We start from the raw sequence: 19,847 nt of genomic DNA on the forward strand, positions 1-19,847 counted from the left end.
ATATGAGTGCATTACCAAGTTACACACAGAACGGCCAGACGATCACGTTTGCTTTCGCCCAACCATTACAATTAACTATTGTTACGCCGGAAATCATCCGCGTCTTTATTAATCGCGGTGAGCAAGGTGAATCTTATGCAATTGAGGGTCATAAGATTCAGGCGACTGATTTCACTATTGAAAATGCTGGTGATCATTACATTATCCAGACATCAGCTTTAACAATTCACCTCGATTCCGAACAGCATCTTGATACCTTTGATAAAGATGGCAATGCCTTGATTACCGATTACCGTGGTGAACGCATTCACTTGAAAGGTGTCGACAAAGTCCATGAACGATTAGTTGAGGCGGAAGGCCATTCAGTGACTAAGGCACCTACGAAATCTGATCAAGGTTACTACGAAATCATTAAATCACTAGCACCGGATGAATATCTTTATGGACTCGGTGACAAGACCGGATATCTGAATAAACGTGGTTTTGCCTATGATAATTGGAACGTTGATAACCCCGCTCCCCAGCTGGAAATCCTACCTAATATTTACAAGTCAATCCCAGTGATGTTGGGGCTAAAAAATGGGCATCCTTACGGTATCTTCTTCGACAATACCTATCAGAGCCATTTAGATATGGGTAAGGAAAGCAACCACTACTACTTTTATTCAGCTGTCCAAGGTAACCTCGACTACTACATTATTGGTGGTACCACGTTAAAAGACATTGTCACCAATTACACCTACTTAACTGGTCGAACGCCACTACCTCAAAAGTGGACGCTCGGTTACCAACAATCACGGTGGGGTTACAGTGCTAGTCAAGAAGAAGTGCAAGCAATTGCAGATAACCTTGCAAAGTACGACTTACCATGCGATGCGATTCACTTTGACGTCGATTACATGGATGGTTATCGGGTCTTCACCTGGGACAAGGATAAATACCAGGGTAATCCCAAGAAGTTTATTACCAAGTTGAATCAACAGGGTCTCAAGGTCATCCCGATCATCGATCCCGGTGTTAAACAAGATTCTGACTACCACATTTATGCCGAGGGTCTAAAAAAAGGCTATTTCGTTAAATCTGCTGACGGTGATGTCTATATTAACAAAGTATGGCCAGGTAACGCTGCTTTTCCAGACTTTGGTCGTCCAGAAGTTCGTCAGTGGTGGGCTAACAACGGTAAATTTTTAACTGATTTAGGTGTCGCTGGTATTTGGATCGATATGAACGAACCCGCTACGTTCGAAGGTCCGATTCCAGATGACGTGGTCTTTAATGATCAAGACACGCCTTCAACACATAAGAAGATGCATAACGTTTATGGCCATAATATGGCTAAAGCAACCTATATCGGACTAAAAGAGCAAACTGGCAACCGCCCATTTGTCATCACACGGGCAGCTTACGCCGGAACTCAGAAATACTCGACGGTTTGGACCGGTGACAACCGCAGTATGTGGCCACATATCCAAATGATGATCCCACAGCTCTGCAATCTAGGATTAAGTGGCTTTAGTTTTACTGGAACTGACATTGGTGGCTTTGCCTCAGACACGACATCTGAATTACTGACACGGTGGATTGAAGGGGCAATTTTCAGTCCACTGTTACGAAACCATGCAGCATTGGGAACTCGTCAACAAGAACCATGGGCATTTGGCGAGCCAACGTTAAACATTTATCGCAAGTATCTCAAATTGCGTTATCGTCTGATTCCTTATCTATACGATTTATTTGCTAAGGAAACCAAAACTGGCTTACCAATTATGCGTCCCGTTGTCTTAAACTACGATCAGGACCCTCGTGTACGCGACTTGAATGACGAATACATGGTTGGCGACGACATACTAGTCGCCCCCGTTGTTCAAAAATCTCAATTTACGCGATTAGTTTATTTACCAGCTGGGAACTGGGTTGATTTTTGGAACGGTGCTGAGTATGCCGGTAATCAGGATATTGTAGTCGATACCCCACTCAATAAACTACCATTATTTGTAAAACAAAACACCATTTTGCCATGGGGACCCGCTGTTAGCCACATTAGCGATGAGCCGTTGAAAGCGATGACGTTTAGAGTATTTGGTACTCAAGGGACCTACCAACACTATCAAGATAATGGGCGTGACTTTAAGTATCAATCGGGTGAATGGAACAATTACACAATTAACGTTGATCGCGACAACGTTAATGTGCAACTCACTCATCACGGTTATCAACCAGTTTATCAGCGGATTACGGTTGAATTATCTGATCGGGTTGTTAAACTCACTTACAATACTGATACCGGTCGCTATCAACAATAGTTACTGATTACTTTAATTTATAATCTTAATAAACACCTTAGGATACAGACATTCGCTGCCCACAATCCTAAGGTGTTTATTGTTCCAATCATCCCACTTCTTAATTGCTATTGATCATATTAATGTGCCCTTTTTCTAAATAAATTTGTCAATAATACCTTGATATCTGTCCAGTAGCCCAAATTCACCACTCTGTTCAAAGTATGGTCACGATCATACAATATCTGGTAAAAATGCATTTTAGCAGGCATTTCAAATTCCTCTAAATCAACAGACATCTCATAAACATTGTGCTGTTGATCAATTAAAACTGGCTTTCCCTCGAGCTTAACATGATAATCTCTGTAGTCTAATGTCATATTAACCGTCACACCAGGCGTTAGGACTTGATCTGACAAAAAGCAAATTTTATAATCGTTCATTTGAGTTGTCCGTCCCTGCCATGTTAACTTACCATCCGCTAACTTAATATTCTGTTCAATAGCCAACATCTCTTCTTGGGGATTTAGTCGTCTTCCACGGTAATAAACAACCGCGTTAAATAGTGCTAATAAATTATATAATAACCAGAACAAGACAATAATTGAGCCTTCATGATGATCTATTACAATTTTAATAATACTATTGTAAACTCCCCATATTGAAAGGCCTATCAGAATAATAAATGGCCATGTTAATTTGAAGTCAGAATTATTTCCACCAACCCTAGCTTTAGAAGTCACCTCAAATTTATTATTTGGAATTTGGAGAGTGCCATAAAAGATAGGCACTATCATGTGTGGAAATTGAATCGTATCTTGAATAGCACTAAGAGTGGTATTAATTGTGTGGTCCGACATTATTTTCATCGAATATGAATAAAAAATATAATAAGGTAGCCACATGATTAATAGACTTAAAAGTGACGTGTCTGCAATAACAATGCCAAAGACGCTAAATAAAATTGGACAAATTATAAAGACAAAGCGTCTGAAAAAGGTCCACCAGTATAAATACGAAATAAAATAATTAAACTTAGCTCTAAACGGTAACTTCGATTGAAAAAACTGGTTAGTAATGATGCTTTGAGCAGAACCATAACTCCATCGCTTTCGTTGTTTAATCAATGATGGTGTGTCTTCAGGGCACAAGCCATGCGCGAGTTCTTTGTCCAGTGCAATTCCTCGGTAACCACGACTCTCTATTTCAATACTGGTTGCTAGGTCCTCCGTAATACTGTGTGTTGCAAATCCATTAGCAGCTTCTAAACTCACACGACTAAAAACAACATTAGATCCAGCAAATGCTGCCGAACCGGACGCCATTCTTGACGGATTTACTTCCCGATAAAAATAATCTTGTTCATTGGTAATTCGATCTTCTAAAAACAAATTTTTTTGAAAAGTATCTAAATTATAAAAACTCTGTCGTGTCTGAACAAAGCCAACTGGTTTTTCTTGTTGATTTTCTTGAGTCCTTCTGAAATGTCTTTGATCACCATCTCTGATTTCCTTAGTAACATCAAAATAAGGTACCGTTTCCAACAGAAAATTGCTAGTTGGTATCATATCTGCATCTAAAACAGCTACAAGTTCTGCTTTCGTTCTCTTTAACGCATAATTTAGGTTACCAGCCTTCGCGTACTGATTACCTTTGAATCCATGATAATTAACACCCATTTTGGCCGCTAACTGTCGCATCGAGTCCCGATCCGTATCATCACACAAATGAATTTTGACCTTGCTACGATCTGGATATTTCAAGGATAAACAGCCACTCAAAGTTTTGAATATTAATTCAGTGTCTTCATCATGAGTACAAATCAGCATATCTACTGTTGGAAAATCCTGATCAGCAATAACTGGTAATTCTAGTTTCTTCACATGGGAACTATTTATAAAATGTGTAAATGTTTCTAGAATCGTCAGCGCCTCACACAGTACCAATATTGTGCCCACAATAATGGGAATACTTCCGTACGTTATTGGCAAAGTAAAAAACATGCGCCATAAAATATAGATTGTTGAGCAAAATAACGTCACATAGAGTAATAACTTTTTCTTATTCTTATCCGTCATTTGTAGTTCCACCTAAATATTATGAATTTTTTTCAATTGATGCTGATGATCAAAAAGTAAATTATATTGTAACCAGAGTTGTAATTGGAATTCTTTAATCCGTAATTTTTGCTGACTTACATTATCTAGTTTTTGATTTAACACCATCCTGCCATTTATAACCGGATATTTTTTGGCGTACTTCAAAATTTTGCTTTGATACTCGGTCAATTGAACATTGGAGGTCTCAAGAAAAAAAGCGCCTAAATAATTAGTACTTAAATAAGTTGCTTGTAAATTTTTGATCTTATTTAGTCGATAGTTGGCATAAATTTTATAAAAAGTTTCATAACCGCTAATTTGCTTAGATATTGTCGAATTAGTGTTTGCCGAAATTTTTTCTACTTTAGGTTGATGATCCCCATAAAGTAGTACCGATGTTGGTTCCTTCAACTTGTTAACTTGTTTCAAAAACTGATCAATATCTTGGTCAGTTTGATGCATCAGACCTAAGTATTGTTCGGCCTTTAAATGTTGTTTTCGTTGTTTAGTTACATTAATCCTAGATTTATAATCTTTATCAGTATATGGACCATGAGTCTGCATTGTTATACAAAAAATCACTTGTGGTTTATTAGTTGCAGTTATTTTATTTAATGCTTGCTCATAAATGGCCTGATCACTCATATAATAGCGGATATTCTGGTGATCTGTTTTCAGTGATTCTGGTCCAATAAAATGATCAAAGCCCATTTTTGCATACGCTTGGTCACGTCCCCAATTCCCCTTATTAGCCGTATGAATGGCAGTAGTTTCATATCCCATTGCATGTAAATTCTTGATCATATTGGGAATTTTATCTATCCTATAACTTTGATAAGGCGCATCATTTATTTGATTTAATGAACTCGTGCCAGTAAAAATTTCAAATTCAGTTTTAGCAGTCCCACCACCATACCCATTAACAACCAGCGTGCCAGAGCGACTATTTTTGCCATTAGTAATCGCATTAAGTCTTGGTGTAACCACTTTATTAGTAGTCAGATTATTAGCTATGGCATTTGTCCAACTCTCACCAAGCACAATTATTAAGTTGGGCATCGATTTAGATGATTCACTCGGGTTACTCATAGTAAAAGCTTTATTAATCTTTGAAATAGCATAGCCAGTCGGTCGGTCAGCTTTAAGATTAGGCACATTTCCCATATAATTCATTAGTATGCCATTCTTTTTTGCACTGATAGTTTGATTAAAAAAATTCGGTAAAAATGGATTCCCATGTTGCCGCCACCTAGTAGTAATGTCAAGCGGAAACAAAAGTAGTAATAATAACACCGAACTACGTAGAAAAATCTTGAGGCTCTTGCTTTTAAAAACAAATTTAATTCTCGTAGCAACTAAAATCACTGAAATTAACACCAACAATCCTGTAAAAATTGTTGGTGTAAAACTAAATTGATAACCATCAATAGTATTTACTAGCGTCTTTAAGCTAATGAAGTCTTGTGGAATCAAAGGTCGCTGACGATAATACAACATGTAATAATTAACGACACCAAACAAGGTAGCAACTACCGTAGTCAAGCATACGCCAATAAAAACAGAACCAGTAATCGAAAATCCAACACCAATCATTAGTGCCACAAAATGAACACCATACAGAACCGCAGTTGGGTTTCGCATAAACATATGCCATAAATTAATGTTTCCCAAAAGTTCAATAGCTGATAATATTACAGCCGACAAGAAAACGATTACAATCATGCCCATCCAAAAATTGTGAACAGTGATTCGTTTTCCTAACCAAGTAAGCACACCCACAACGATTAATATACCTAACGCAGATACTATGCCAATCGGATTTTTATGTACTGCGTTTAACAAAAAGGTACGATTTAGTATTATTAATACAGTAACTAGAAAAGTACTAAATAACATTGTTACTTTTTTCACTTTCACTCTAATAATTCTCCTAACTTATAAAATTGATTAGCTATATTTAATCATTTATTTTATTTAATTGCGAATTTAATACGTTTTTAATTGCTAAATTCAATATAATCATCAAATTCATCACTTTTATTCAAATAAAAAGAAACCAATTCATACATATTGAAGCGAACCCCCTGAGTCTGGATTTACTCCAACTCAGGGGGTTCGCTTTATATAAACTGATTTTCTTCTTTATTTTTAAACAATATTAACTAGAGGTTGAAAGTTAAAAAGATACAGTAATATTCCTATATCTGTTTATCCTCATTGCATAATTTCTTCGATAGCTTTCGCAACACCATCATGATTGTTATCCGCTACAATTTCATTAGCCACTTTTTTGACTTTTAGAATAGCATTGCCCATCGCTACTCCATGTCCTGCAAACTTAATCATGCTCAAATCATTAGTTTCATCACCAATTGCCATCACGTTGGCAGCAGTCAAACTTAACTTTTCACAGAGTACTTGCAAAGCGTTGCCCTTACTAACACCATTAGCGTTGGCCTCGTAATAAAATGGTGCACTTTTCGTGAAAGTAACCTGCTTTTTCAATGGTTCAAATAGTTTTTGCTGTTTAATGGCAGCGTCTAAAACTTCAGGTTCATCAACGTACATCGATTTAATCAGTTTAATATTCCGCATCTCTTCGGGCGTCCGATATGAGATACCCATTGAAACGAGATTAGCTTCATAGAGTGTATAATCGCCAATATTACGGTCGGCCGTATACAGCCGATCTTCAGATACCGCTTGAAAATGCAAGCGTAACTTACGTGCTAGAGCTTCCAAGTCAATATAATCTTCATAACTAATCGGCCGTTCATCAATCAGTTCGCCACTAGTTGTGTAGGTTGCAGCACCGCCAAAACAAACAACGTATTGATCATCTTGAGCATCGAGTTCCAACTCCTGCAACAATGCTTTAACACCTGTTAATGGCCGTCCCGTGCAGATAACCACTTTAATCTTCTTTTCCTTCGCCATTTTAATCGCTTGCTTGACTCGCAATGTCACCTGCTTTTTTGAATTAACTAGTGTGCCATCGATATCAATCGCAATCATCTTAATATTTTCCATCATAGCCATCCTCATTCTTTATCGAACACGAAATAGAAACCGAGCAACGCCCCGTTTCTATTTCTTCAATAATTATTTTAATTTCAGATAAGTATTCACAACATTAGTTACATTAAAGCCATACTTATCAAGTACCAAGTCACCAGGTGCCGAAGTGCCGAAGCGATCCACACCGATCTTAGCACCATGATCGCCAGCATACTGATCCCAGCCAAATGTTGATCCAGCTTCAATTGTCACCCTTCTTGTGACCGCACTCGGAAGCACACTAGCGCGATATTTTGGTGATCGTTGCGCAAACCGATCAAAGCTCGGAATTGAAACGACCGCGACATCTTGATTATGCTTTGCTAACTGGGCTTTGGCCTCCAATGCTAAGTTAACTTCAGAACCAGTCGCAATTAGTAAACCATCTGGTATTTCTTTTTGAGCAGCACTGACCACATAGCCACCCTTTTCAACGCCAGCAAAGGCCGTATCAACTGATACAGGTAATGTCTTCAAGGCTTGTCGACTCAATACCAGAACGGTTGGTTTATCAGTTGTTTTCAGTGCTTGCTCCCACGCAGCTGAAGTCTCATTACCATCAGCTGGCCGAATCACTTGTACGTTCGGCATGCATCGTAAACTAGCTAATTGTTCAATCGGTTCGTGGGTCGGCCCATCCTCGCCGACCGCAATTGAATCATGCGTTAAGACGTAGATAACCGGTGCGTGTTGCAGTGCGGACAACCGGACTGCTGCTCGTAAGTAATCGGTGAAGACAAAGAATGTTCCTCCGAATACCCGAGTTCCGCCATGTAATACAATTCCGTTCATCGCAGCCGCCATGCCAAATTCACGTACGCCGAACCAGATATTACGACCATCGTAGGATTCTGGCTGAAAGTCTGATGTTTCCGCAATCATTGTTTTGTTCGAACTCGACAAATCGGCTGCGCCACCCCATAAGCTAGGTATTACTTTGGCAGCAGCGTTAATTGCCTTAGCACTTGCCGCCCGACTAGCCAATGCATCCGTTAATTGATAGTGCGGTAAAGTAGATTTCAAGTCATCAGAAAATTGTCCGTTGAACGCTTGCTTAAAGGACTGCGCCTGATCTGGATACTTCGCCTCATATTCTTCAAATAGCCGTTTCCATTGCCGCTCAGCACGCGCACCATTTTCCTGAATAGTTGCTTCAAACCGATCTGTAACAGCTGACGGCACTTCAAAATCCGAGTAATTCCAGCTATATACTTTTTCAGCTGCTTTAATGCCATCCGCACCAATTGGGTTACCATGAACAGCATTAGTCCCTTGTTTAGGTGCGCCATAACCAATCACCGTTTTCACTTCAATCAAAGAAGGACGATCAGTTGTCTTTTTTGCAAGTTCGATTGCCGCATCAATTGCATCAAGATCATTCCCATCTTCAACCACCAGATGCTGCCAGCCATAAGCAGTGAACCTGTCACCAACATTTTCAGTAAACGCTTGCGACGTCTTACCATCTAATGAAATGCCGTTCGAATCGTAAAGTGCAATTAACTTTCCCAGCTTAAGATGCCCAGCTAGTGAACCAGCTTCGTGCGAAATTCCTTCCATTAAGTCGCCATCACCGACAATTGTATAAGTGTAATGATCAACAATTGGAAAATTAGGTCGGTTATATTGGGTAGCTAGATGTGCCTCCGCCATTGCCATTCCAACGGCCATACCGAAGCCTTGTCCCAACGGACCAGTAGTTACTTCAACGCCATCGGTATGTCCATACTCTGGATGCCCCGGAGTCCGACTGTCCCACTGCCGAAAATGCTTGAGATCATCAATCGAAACATCATACCCGGCTAAATGTAACAGGCTGTATAACATAGCTGAACCATGTCCAGCTGAAAGAATGAAACGATCACGATTAACCCAATTCATGTGTGTTTGTGGGTTGACTTTTAGATGTTTTGTCCATAACACATAGGCCATTGGTGCGGCTCCCATCGGTAACCCTGGATGTCCGGAATTTGCTTTTTGAATTGCTTCGATACTTAACGTCCGAATAGTATTAACACCCAGCTCGTCAACTTTATCAAACATTATACTTACCTCCTAAGCTGCTATTACGATTACTTTTGCGTTGCTTGAAATGCTTTCCAATCCGAAGCAAAACTGGCCAAACCTTTGTCCGTTAATGGATGAGACCATAACTTACCGAAAACTGCGGCTGGAATTGTGGCAATATCAGCGCCAGCCAACGCAGCTTCTTGAACATGTTGTGGCCCCCGAACACTGGCAGCGATAATTTCCGTCTTGAATCCATAAGTATCCAAAACTTGACGTAAATCCTTAACTAGCTGAATTCCATTACCACCAATATCATCAAGACGTCCTAAGAATGGTGAAATGTAAGTAGCACCGGCCTTTGCCGCTAATAAGCCTTGCGAAACTGAGAATACAAGGGTCACATTTGTTTTAATGCCCTCACCACTTAATACTTTGACCGCCTTAAGTCCTTCTTCAGTCATCGGAATCTTCACCACAATATTTGAAGCCCACTTAACTTCATTGCGAGCCTGGGCAATCATATCTTCGGCCTTGGTTGCCGTTACCTCAGCGGATACTGGACCTGATACAATCTGCGTAATTTCTTTGATGACGGTTTCAAAATCACGACCTTCACGTGACACCAACGTTGGATTTGTTGTTACTCCATCTACTAAACCAAGTTCCGCGAAATGTTTAATATCTTCAGTATTCGCAGTATCTAAGAAAAATTTCATGATTAGATTTATCTCCTTTATTATTAGTTTTCATAAATCATTGAAAGTAGTACTCATAATTACTGATTACTTAGTTCCATCAGTCATCCGTTTAGCACGCCGGGTAAGAAAAATACTGCAAAGAATCACAATAATTGTGAACAAGATAATTCCTGTAATAACTGCTACACTTCCATAACTCCCTAATTTTCCTAACAAGATTCCTGGAACCAAATAGTCGGTATCTGCAAACGTTGAAGCTGCTAATTTCAAGCTTCCCAAAACTGGTAAAATAAACAATGGCAACCAACTAATCAACAAACTATTTACTGTAGCGCCAATGATTGCACCACGCCGACCACCAGTAGAATTACCATAAATTGCTGCAGCAGCACCACAGAAGAAGTGCCCCACTACACCTGGAATAATAACAGTAGTTCCTAGCGCAATCATGATAAACATACTTAGCGTCCCAACAATGAAACTGACAAAGAATCCTAATAAAACTGCATTTGGTGCGTATGGGAAAATAATTGGAACGTCTAATGCAGGCTTAGAATTAGGAACCAACTTGGTCGCAATACCTTGAAAAGCTGGCACAATTTCGGCCAAAATCATCCGAACACCTTGTAAAACAACCACGAAACCGGCAGCAAATGTTCCTGCTTGTACTAATGCATAAACAATATAATTAGTCCCACCACTCAATTTCGATTCAATGTAAGCTGGACCTGTCACAATCGCCAAAATAATGTAGACAATACCCATCAAAATCGTAATTGAAACTGTCGAATCACGCAGAAAGCCCAAACTCTTAGGAATTTCTAGATCCTCTGTAGACTTTTCTGCATTACCAAACCATTTACCCATCAATCCTGAGAGCGCATAGCCAATGTTACCCGTGTGTCCCATAGCAACATCATCGCCACCCGTGATTTTACGCATAAATGGTTGTGTCAATGCTGGTGTTACCGTTAATAATGTCCCTTCAAATAGACCACCAAGTACAATCGTTTGCCAACCCGTGCCAATGTTAGCGCTTACCAATATAACTGCAGTTAAACAAGAAACATATAACATTGCTTGCCCTGTCAAGAAGATATACTTAAAGCGAGTAAAACGAGCTAATAAAATATTAACAATCATCCCAACTAACATAATTAGTGCTGTTGTTGAGCCGTATTTAACCAGGGCAATTGCAACAACTGCTTCATTACTAGGAACAACTCCTTGTACATGTAACGCAAACTTAAACATGGAAGCAAAGGGTGACAATGCATTTTGAAGAATTCCGGCACCACCAGTTAAGACTAAGAAACCGGCAAAGGTCTTAATAGTTCCTTGAACAACTTCCGTACTTTTCTTTTTTTGAAGTAGTAGCCCTAACATCGCAATTAGCGCTACTAAAATAGACGGTTGGGTCACAATACCAACAAATAAGTTCAAAACAGTCTTCATGTGATTCTCCTCCTTTTCAGCGGCTAATCATGTTCAATATTTTCTTGATCCAGAATTGTATTGACATGGTTCCGGACTTCTTGCTTATCAATCAAGCTTTTTAGTAACACAACCTTATTCTCAGGAATACTTCCTAATGCACTTTGAAGCGTTGATTCAACAAAGAAGTAATCTGCTGAATCAGCGCCAACGCTCCCAACATCAGAATGATCCACTTGGATATCTTCTTTAACATTCTCGTCCTTTAAAATACTCTGAATGTTCATCTGAACCATAAAACTACTTCCCAGACCACTTTGACAAACAGCTAAAAATTTCATAATAGTACCCTCCTATTTTTGTAATTCTTGCTCATGTGCAATAACTTCTAAAATATCAACTTCACTAGTTGCATTTAACATAGCTGTCACCGCCGACTCATCGGTTAACAACTCCATCAACTCTTTAATAACGGCTAAATGGCTGTTATTATCTACCGCGGCCAATACGAACCATAAATTGATGGGGTGTTCATCATTGACTAGACTAATGCTATGATTTGTTTTTAAGATAGATAATCCGATTTCATGGACGTTACCCGCTGGTCTAGAATGTGCGAGTGCGATTTGTGGTCCGATATTGATGTACGGGCCTTCTGATTCCACCACATTGAGCATTTCCTTGATGTATCCATCTTCAATCGTCTTATTATTAATCAATGGTTCCGCAGCTAATTCAATTGCTTGCTTCCAATCTAGCCCTGTGCCTTCTGATACTTGCACAGTCTGTTTATTCAATAAATCCAACAGCATTTTTATTCATCCTCCTTTCTTGATATCGCTATCTATCTGACAATGACCAGTATAAACTTGAATAATAGCGCCACAAGTGCAACAATGTTTTTGAGAATAGTGCAACTTTGGCACTTTGGTACCTTAATGCTTTAATTTTTTAGTAGACTTAATACAGGGAGGATACTGAATTGCGTGTAAATTTCAGCAAACGAAAACATGGTAATGAATTATTAGAAATTCTATTAACGTCATCGGGCTACACCACAGCTAACTTCTTACAACAACATCTACATATCTCACGTCGTAGCCTATTCTATCTAATAAATAAAGTAAACGATGAGCTTGATCAGCATGCAGAATTTCCGATTACTAATGTTAAAAAACTAGGATATTACCTTCCAACTGACACGATCAAATTTCTGCATAAAATGACAGAAAAAGAAACTTCTAGCAAGATCATGACCAACAATGCTAAGCAACGCCAACTACTAATTGCATTTAGTATCCTCAACACTAGTGGTTGCTCGTTAGCGGACCTAACTTACCAATTTGATATTTCTAAGAACACAGTTATTAGAGATATCAAAGTACTACACTCACAACTAGCGCTATATCATTTACAAATCACCAATACAGAATCCGGTAAAATAATCACGGGTTCCCCGACAGCAGTTCGCAAATGGGTGTACGATCATGCTACTCAACTGAAGACACTCATTGAACAAACTAGGCGGGCTACCATTAAGCCCACTACCATAAACGACCAGATTAAACTCTTTGAAAGAATAACTGGAAAATATTTAACCGACGATGCAAGTATCACAATTCGACTATTTTTATATTGGTACTTAACTAACATTAGAGACTGTAATAACCAACTAAGTGATGTTATATCCGCACAAACTGACTTAACACTGGATCACATTTGGGCTAAAAGTTTTTTGAACGATTATCATATCGATAACTCTAATGAGGTTGACTACTTAGTCAAGTTGATCAATTCTAGTCAATTTGCTCATGTCAATTGGAATGACGACTTGATTCAAAAGTTAAAACCATTCTCAGTTCGAATGATTTCTAGTTTTAACCACCTCTCCGGCGCACATGTTTCAATCAAGTCGATTAGTGACAGTTTAACGGTTCACTTGCTTTCAACCTACTATCGTGCTCAATATAATATGCCATTTGAATACCCTGACTTAAAAAGTATTCAACAGCATTATCACCACACTTTTGAAATCACTCGTAAAGTTGTCGTACCATTTGAACAATATATTCATCACACACTTTCTGATGATGAAATCGCATTAATTGCCATTTACTTTGGTGGTGCTATTCGTGAGCAAAAAACAAGCACCCCAACACCAAATGAAGTACTTGTCGTTTGTTCTAGTGGCATCGGTACCAGTCGTCTATTACTTCAACAACTAGAAAGCCGTTACCGCGGTATTCATTTTTCTAGTCCAATGAATGTGCTTCAATACGAAAATTCAGATCTAAGTAATGTTCAGCTTGTCATCAGTACAATCAAATTGAACACCCAGCGCAACATACCAATAACTACCGTATCTGCTTTTCCTTCCGAGTTGGAGTGGAAGATCATCGATAATGCTATTATTAAGGCCGGGTTGGCAACTTCTGACACACTCAAGTCATTTAATGTGGATACACTATTGGATATTGTAGGCAACTACGCTATGATAAGAAATCCTATGGGTCTGAAACTCGCACTCAACGACTATTTGACCCAGCTAACTCAGGAACCACTATTAGCCGCACCCCAAGAAAATTTATCAGAATTAATCAAACTACTGCCGCCAGAACATGTTGGTTTTCTAAATCATCAAAGATCTTGGAAGCAGGCGGTGCGTACAGCACTGTCCCCCCTACTTGAAGACTATAGTGTTGAAAAAAATTATATCGATCAGATCATTCATTTAACTGAAAGTAACGGACCATACATGGTTATTGGGTCAGGCGTTATGTTGGCGCACGCTGCTCCACGTGATGGCGTTAATAATCTCAGTGCTACTTTCTTTTTACTTGATAAGCCGCTACCTGTTATGACAAATCAAAAAATGGTCCATGTAATTATTGGTCTAGCCCCCATAGATTACGAGAAGCATCTATCATTCATCAGTGACTTGATGACACAATTACAACAAAAGGATTGGTTAACTAATCTGTATCATTTGAATAATAAAAGGGACTTATTCAGGTATTTGTATAAAGATAACTAGCTCGTCTTCATTTCATTTATTAATGTACCTAAAAGCAGAAGCCAAGAAACGAAAGTTGCTATCTTGGCCTCTGCTTTTAGAGTTAAAAAGGATTTTTTATTATTAAATAATGCGCTCTTTCCAGCCTAATCTCATTTACTTACTGAACTATTCCAACGATATCATTCGGGGTCTTAGCTTGATATTTCGCATTCTTAAAATCGACATTCGGTAATGCTCCCCATTTAGCAACTACAAAATCAACGCCCGCATTCTTTGAGGCCTGCATATCAAAGATACTATCACCAACATACAACGTCCTTTCACGTGCTAAGTGAAATCTCTCTAATGTGTAGGTAATCGGCTCTCCACTTGGCTTTGGATTTTTAGTTAAATCAGCAGTAGTCACAATTGGCATCTTTGCGATAATCGGAAAATGACTGACTTCTTTATCAAATTGAACACAATCCTTAGATGTAACCACTCCCACTGTGAGATTCATTGCCAATAAGTCATCTAACATTTGTTCAATTCCCACAAAATACGTTAGTTCATTCATATTCTCGTTAAATTCAATTAGATATCTGACTAATACATTCTGCCAATTTTGAACACCAAATTCTCTCAGGATCATCTCACCGGGCTGGCCAATTCTCTTACGATATTCTTCAATTGGCATATCAACACCCTCGCGAACTGCCCCCTCCTTCAATAACTTAGCAATTAAGTCCGCTGAATTAATCAAGGTATTATCAATATCGAACAAGATATTTTGATACTTCATAAAGAACCCCCCCTGCTCCCAAAAAAGAGCACCAAGACAAATATCTCAGCGCTCTAAATTAAGGAGGTTATAATTTTAATATTCTGTCATTCAACTACAATTAGTTTAGTCTGCTAAATCTGGATCATCAGGATTAGAGGCAATCATAACTTTGAGCTCTTTACCGGCCATCATTGCATCAAAAGCGTCACGCCAGTGTTCAAGATCAAAGACCTTCGTAATCATTGCATCTTGGTTAATAGCACCCTTGCTTTCAAGATGTAATGCAATCGCCCAGTCATAAGGATTTTGCGACCGCGAACCGCGATAGGTGATTTCATGTTGAATAATTGAGCGTTCGTCTAGCTCATTCATTGGCTTTGCAAATAAACCAACTTGTTGGAAAGTCCCGCCTTTACGAATTAATGGTAATGCTGCATTAACAGCTGGTGTTGCACCTGAGCAATCATAAACTTTAGTGACCCCAACACCATCAGTAGCATCCATTACAACCTTAGCCAAATCTTCCTTTTGGGTATCGACAATAACATCAGCACCTAATTCTTTAGCAATTTGCAGCCGATCAGCATCCTTAGTAATTCCAGATACAATGACGAATGCGCCAATTTCTTTAGCGATTTGTAACGAGAGTAAGCCCATTGGTCCTGGTCCAATAATCAATAACGTATCATGTAAGGTAAATGGTGTCTTTTGATACATAGCATGAACACAAGATGCTAATGGTTCTGACATAGCAGCCATTTTATACGAAACATTATCTGGTAAAATATGTGCGCTTTCTTCACGAGTTAAAACGTAATTGGCCATTGAACCGTTTGCCTTCGTTCCAATTCCAACACGATTGGGACATAAATTATATTCTTTATCTTGGCAATAAATACACGTTCCGTCTGTTGCAAAAGTCGTTTCACTAGTCACCCGATCACCAGGTTTTAATGTTTTAACATCTGGTCCCACTTTAACAACTTCACCTGAAAATTCGTGGCCTAAAACAAGTGGCGTTACAGCATTGGCATACTGACCCTTAAATGTGTGAATATCAGTTCCACAAATTCCAGTATAAGCAACTTTTAATAAAACCTTGTCACCTGTAACTTCAGGAATTGGAATTTGTTTTAATTCCATATTATCGTAGCCGGCCTCTGTTTTTACAACGGCTTCCATAGTTTTTGTTTTTATAACATCCATGATACTACCAACACCTCCGCTAAAATTTTAATTTATTTCTCTCCATTTTCAATTCCATTTGGATAAAACATGACTTTGTTGTACGATTCTGAACGTGTTGTGATCATATCAAATGCCTCTTGCATTTGATTAAGTGTATATCTATGAGTAATTAAATCATTGATTTGAATTTTTCCAGAATTCACAAAATCAATCATTGTAGTCCACTCCTTACCAGGAAATGGCGCCGAATAAGAGTTCCAGAACCCCTTCAATGTTAATTCATGCCTAAAAATACTTTCAAATGCTTGTTGCCGTAATGTTACATCAGCATAGGCAATACCTACATAGCCAATCTTTCCACGACGAGAAGTAATCATAAGGGCTTGTTCTTCGGTAACTTTAGAACCTGCACATTCCATTGTGATATCCACGCCTCTTCCATCAGTTATCTTTTTCACCGCTTCAAAAAGATCAACCTTAGAAGAATTTATTACTTGGGTACAACCTTCTTCAACGCCTTTCTGTAACTTTTGATCATCGATATCAATACCAATAATATCTTTCACTCCCGCTATCTTTAACAAACGTACAACGAGATCGCCGACCGTTCCCAAACCAAATACCGCAACACTATCACCAATTTCCGCATGAATACCGAAAACTGCATGTGCAGCAACTGCCATTGGTTCAATCAAAGCACCATCTTCATACTTCATGTTTCCAATATTCAATACATTTCTAGCTGGTACATTAACGAATTGCTCAAAGCCACCATTTTCTTGTTGACCCAACATTGAATAACTCTCACACATTTGAAACATTCCGACTTTACAATAATAACAATGATAGCAGGGAATGAATGGTGCTACTGCAACTCGCTCATTCACTGCAACATCAGTAACACCAGTCCCGAGTTTTACAACTTTACCCGAAAACTCATGTCCCATAACTGATGGATAGCCATATTTCCATCCAGATTTCATTTTATGACTGTCTGACCCACAGGTTCCCGCAGCCATAACCTGAATCTGAACTTCATTTTCTTTAGGATCGATTATGTCAATATTCTTAACTTCAAATTTATTAAGACCAGTTAATAATGATGCTTTCATTGTAAAAACCTCTTCTTCATTTTCTCGTTATTCGACTAAAATACAGCATTCCATAAATCAGCTAACTTTAATAGAATCCAATTCAAGAAGTTACCACCCATATCTAGTGATGAAACTTGAGTAGATCCTGCCGGAATCTGTACAACTCCTTGCAGCATTGCGGTATGCACAGAAGCAAAATCAGTAGCCATCAATAATGCCAGAGTAATTACAATAGCTCCTGCGATTACAGAATGGATAATATTTCCCTTTCGCGATGCTACTATTAACGACACGTAAAACGGAATAGTCGCTAAATCACCGAATGGAAGTACACGGTTACCTGGTAAAATAACAGCAATGAATAGAGTAATTGGAACCAGTAGCAAACCAGTAGCTAAAGTAGCAGGTGCGCCGGTAGATAATGCCGCATCCATACCAAGATAAATTTCACGATCCGCACCATAACGTTTTGTCAATACATCTCGTGCTGATTCTGAAATTGGAATTAATCCTTCCATCAAAAGCTTAACCATTCGTGGCATTAACATCATTACAGCGCCCATATTGATCCCAAGCTTTAAAATACCTGCAACATCATAACCACCCAAGGCACCAATAGCAGCACCAATAATGATGCCCATCATCATTGGTTCTCCAAAAATACCAAATTTCTGCTGTATTGTTTCAGAATCTGCATGTAAATTCTTTAACCCAGGTGTGTGTGCAACTACCCAAGCGACTGGAATACCAATTAATCCAAATGCATCACTAGATCCAGTTGGAAAACTTATACCCTCTAATCCATAAAAATCTTGAACACTTTTTGCAGTCTTATCTGCAATAATAAGACAAAAAATCATGTATAAAATTGCCGAAATAATACTAAATGCCCAACTCTTGGTAACAATATATGCTACAGATCCAGCAGCAACCATATGCCAATAGTTCCAAATATCGATGTCTAAGGTCTTGGTAACCTTGAGCATAATCAAAATAATGTTGACTACAAGCAATATTGGAATCAAAATTGACGAAATTGGTTGCGCCCATGCACCGGCTGCGGCAGATGGCCACCCAACATCAACAATCGTTAGATGAAAACCAAATCTCTTTACCATTGCCTTAGCAGCCGGTCCAATATTAGTCGTCAACAAATTAATCACAAGATTGATCCCTACCATACCAATACCGATTGTTAACGCTGAACGTAACGCCTTTGCCGGTTTGACTCTAAAAATAAGTGCAATAATGAAAATCATTATTGGAAGCATTACAGATGCTCCCATGTTTAAAATGTATTGAACAACATTCCCAACTTGCTGCATGACGGTACCTCCATCTCATTTAAGAATCAATTTTTATCATCTTGAATTTTCTTGGCAGTATTGATTACTTCCTCATTCAACTTGTCAATCCCTAACCCTGTTAAGTAACCCATTGCTTTAATCGTAGGAATTCGGTAGGTTGTCGGTAGCACTGTTGTAGAAATTAACATATCAGCATCATCCTGTTTCGATGCAGCTTCTGCAATTTTAATTTGCATTAGATTAACATCAATATCATTTTCTTTGAATAATTGTTCAACCTTGTTCATAACTACTGTTGAAGTGGCAATACCTGCACCACAAGCTACTAAAACGTTTACTTTTTTCATAATTAATACACTCTCCTTAATTTCCTAAAAGATCATAAATGTCTGCATTAGTATTAGCATGTTCGAGTTTATCTACTAAAGAAGCATCTTGTATGATAGACATTAACGCCTGCAACATTTCCAGTTGAGCATGTGGCCTATTTAACCCTAAAACAAACACTAATTTAGCATCGACTTCTTGCGTCGGGTCATCCATACGTTTAAACCTAATTGGACTGTCATTTACAATTACTGATACAAATTCTTTTCGTATTGTATCCGCATCAGTATGTGGAATCGCCACACCACATTTCTCTAACTGTAATCCGGTGGGGAAAGTAGATTCACGTTTTATAATTTTAGGCAAAAAATCTTCTGTAACATATCCATTTTGTTTAGCAACTTCGTTAACGCCCTTAAAAAGCTCATTGCTATTTTTAAAATTCGTATGCAAAAAGATAAGCTTATCTCGTAAATAATCACTTACTTGTACATTTTTTTTACTAACCAAAGCTCCTCACTTCTTTCAATTTTTTGTAACCGCTTTCAAGAATAAATTGTATCATTTTGCAT

The 19,847-nt window shown here is 38.5% G+C and carries 16 protein-coding genes; 2 read left to right on the plus strand and 14 right to left on the minus strand.

Annotated features, from left to right (window positions below):
* The first annotated feature begins 2 nt into the window (after positions 1-2).
* Complete coding sequence (locus tag RXV91_RS09435) at positions 3-2,303, plus strand: glycoside hydrolase family 31 protein (RefSeq protein WP_316439658.1); 2,301 nt, start codon at positions 3-5, stop codon at positions 2,301-2,303.
* A 119-nt stretch (positions 2,304-2,422) separates the two neighbouring features.
* On the opposite strand, the gene RXV91_RS09440 is transcribed toward RXV91_RS09435, so the two are convergent.
* The 8 genes from RXV91_RS09440 to RXV91_RS09475 all read right to left on the minus strand — a co-directional run bounded on the left by RXV91_RS09440 (position 2,423) and on the right by RXV91_RS09475 (position 12,392).
* Positions 2,423-4,360 (minus strand): cellulose synthase catalytic subunit, encoded by a 1,938-nt coding sequence (locus tag RXV91_RS09440; protein WP_316439659.1) that lies wholly within the window; start codon positions 4,358-4,360, stop codon positions 2,423-2,425.
* A 12-nt stretch (positions 4,361-4,372) separates the two neighbouring features.
* Entirely contained in the window at positions 4,373-6,298 is a 1,926-nt protein-coding gene (locus RXV91_RS09445; RefSeq protein ID WP_316439660.1) for an LTA synthase family protein, read from the minus strand.
* A 297-nt stretch (positions 6,299-6,595) separates the two neighbouring features.
* On the minus strand, positions 6,596-7,411 hold the full coding sequence (gene yidA, locus RXV91_RS09450; protein WP_316439739.1) for a sugar-phosphatase: 816 nt from the start codon (positions 7,409-7,411) through the stop codon (positions 6,596-6,598).
* Positions 7,412-7,483: 72 nt separating this feature from the next.
* Positions 7,484-9,481 carry a transketolase gene (gene tkt, locus RXV91_RS09455; protein WP_316439661.1) on the minus strand — a complete coding sequence of 666 codons (1,998 nt, stop codon included), beginning with the start codon at positions 9,479-9,481 and terminating at the stop codon, positions 7,484-7,486.
* 29 nt (positions 9,482-9,510) lie between these two features.
* The gene (gene fsa / locus RXV91_RS09460) at positions 9,511-10,164 is read right to left on the minus strand and encodes a fructose-6-phosphate aldolase (protein WP_316439662.1); all 654 of its coding nucleotides are present in this window, start codon (positions 10,162-10,164) and stop codon (positions 9,511-9,513) included.
* A gap of 66 nt (positions 10,165-10,230) precedes the next feature.
* Positions 10,231-11,601 (minus strand): PTS ascorbate transporter subunit IIC, encoded by a 1,371-nt coding sequence (locus RXV91_RS09465; RefSeq protein WP_044432449.1) that lies wholly within the window; start codon positions 11,599-11,601, stop codon positions 10,231-10,233.
* 23 nt (positions 11,602-11,624) lie between these two features.
* Positions 11,625-11,921, minus strand: a complete 297-nt coding sequence (locus tag RXV91_RS09470; RefSeq protein ID WP_003642903.1) for a PTS sugar transporter subunit IIB — start codon at positions 11,919-11,921, stop codon at positions 11,625-11,627.
* A gap of 12 nt (positions 11,922-11,933) precedes the next feature.
* Entirely contained in the window at positions 11,934-12,392 is a 459-nt protein-coding gene (locus RXV91_RS09475) for a PTS sugar transporter subunit IIA (RefSeq protein WP_003646203.1), read from the minus strand.
* A 170-nt stretch (positions 12,393-12,562) separates the two neighbouring features.
* Between RXV91_RS09475 and RXV91_RS09480 the strand changes: the two genes are divergently transcribed.
* Positions 12,563-14,614 (plus strand): PTS sugar transporter subunit IIA, encoded by a 2,052-nt coding sequence (locus RXV91_RS09480; RefSeq protein WP_316439663.1) that lies wholly within the window; start codon positions 12,563-12,565, stop codon positions 14,612-14,614.
* Positions 14,615-14,753: 139 nt separating this feature from the next.
* Here the strand turns inward: RXV91_RS09480 and RXV91_RS09485 are convergent, their stop codons facing one another.
* The 6 genes from RXV91_RS09485 to RXV91_RS09510 all read right to left on the minus strand — a co-directional run bounded on the left by RXV91_RS09485 (position 14,754) and on the right by RXV91_RS09510 (position 19,785).
* A complete protein-coding gene (locus RXV91_RS09485; RefSeq protein ID WP_316439665.1) occupies positions 14,754-15,377 on the minus strand; it encodes an HAD family hydrolase in 624 nt (207 codons plus the stop codon).
* Positions 15,378-15,482: 105 nt separating this feature from the next.
* The gene (locus RXV91_RS09490) at positions 15,483-16,541 is read right to left on the minus strand and encodes a zinc-binding dehydrogenase (RefSeq protein ID WP_316439740.1); all 1,059 of its coding nucleotides are present in this window, start codon (positions 16,539-16,541) and stop codon (positions 15,483-15,485) included.
* Positions 16,542-16,597: 56 nt separating this feature from the next.
* Positions 16,598-17,659, minus strand: coding sequence for a galactitol-1-phosphate 5-dehydrogenase (locus RXV91_RS09495; RefSeq protein ID WP_316439666.1), 1,062 nt, complete (start codon positions 17,657-17,659; stop codon positions 16,598-16,600).
* Positions 17,660-17,694: 35 nt separating this feature from the next.
* Positions 17,695-18,966, minus strand: coding sequence for a PTS galactitol transporter subunit IIC (locus tag RXV91_RS09500; protein ID WP_047674373.1), 1,272 nt, complete (start codon positions 18,964-18,966; stop codon positions 17,695-17,697).
* Positions 18,967-18,992: 26 nt separating this feature from the next.
* Entirely contained in the window at positions 18,993-19,295 is a 303-nt protein-coding gene (locus RXV91_RS09505; RefSeq protein WP_047674376.1) for a PTS sugar transporter subunit IIB, read from the minus strand.
* A gap of 16 nt (positions 19,296-19,311) precedes the next feature.
* Positions 19,312-19,785: a PTS sugar transporter subunit IIA gene (locus RXV91_RS09510; protein WP_316439667.1), complete on the minus strand. Its 474-nt coding sequence runs from the start codon at positions 19,783-19,785 to the stop codon at positions 19,312-19,314.
* Positions 19,786-19,847: the final 62 nt, after the last annotated feature.

The sequence above is a fragment of the Lactiplantibacillus sp. DA1 genome (genome assembly GCF_032681335.1).
Taxonomy (GTDB): Bacteria; Bacillota; Bacilli; order Lactobacillales; family Lactobacillaceae; genus Lactiplantibacillus.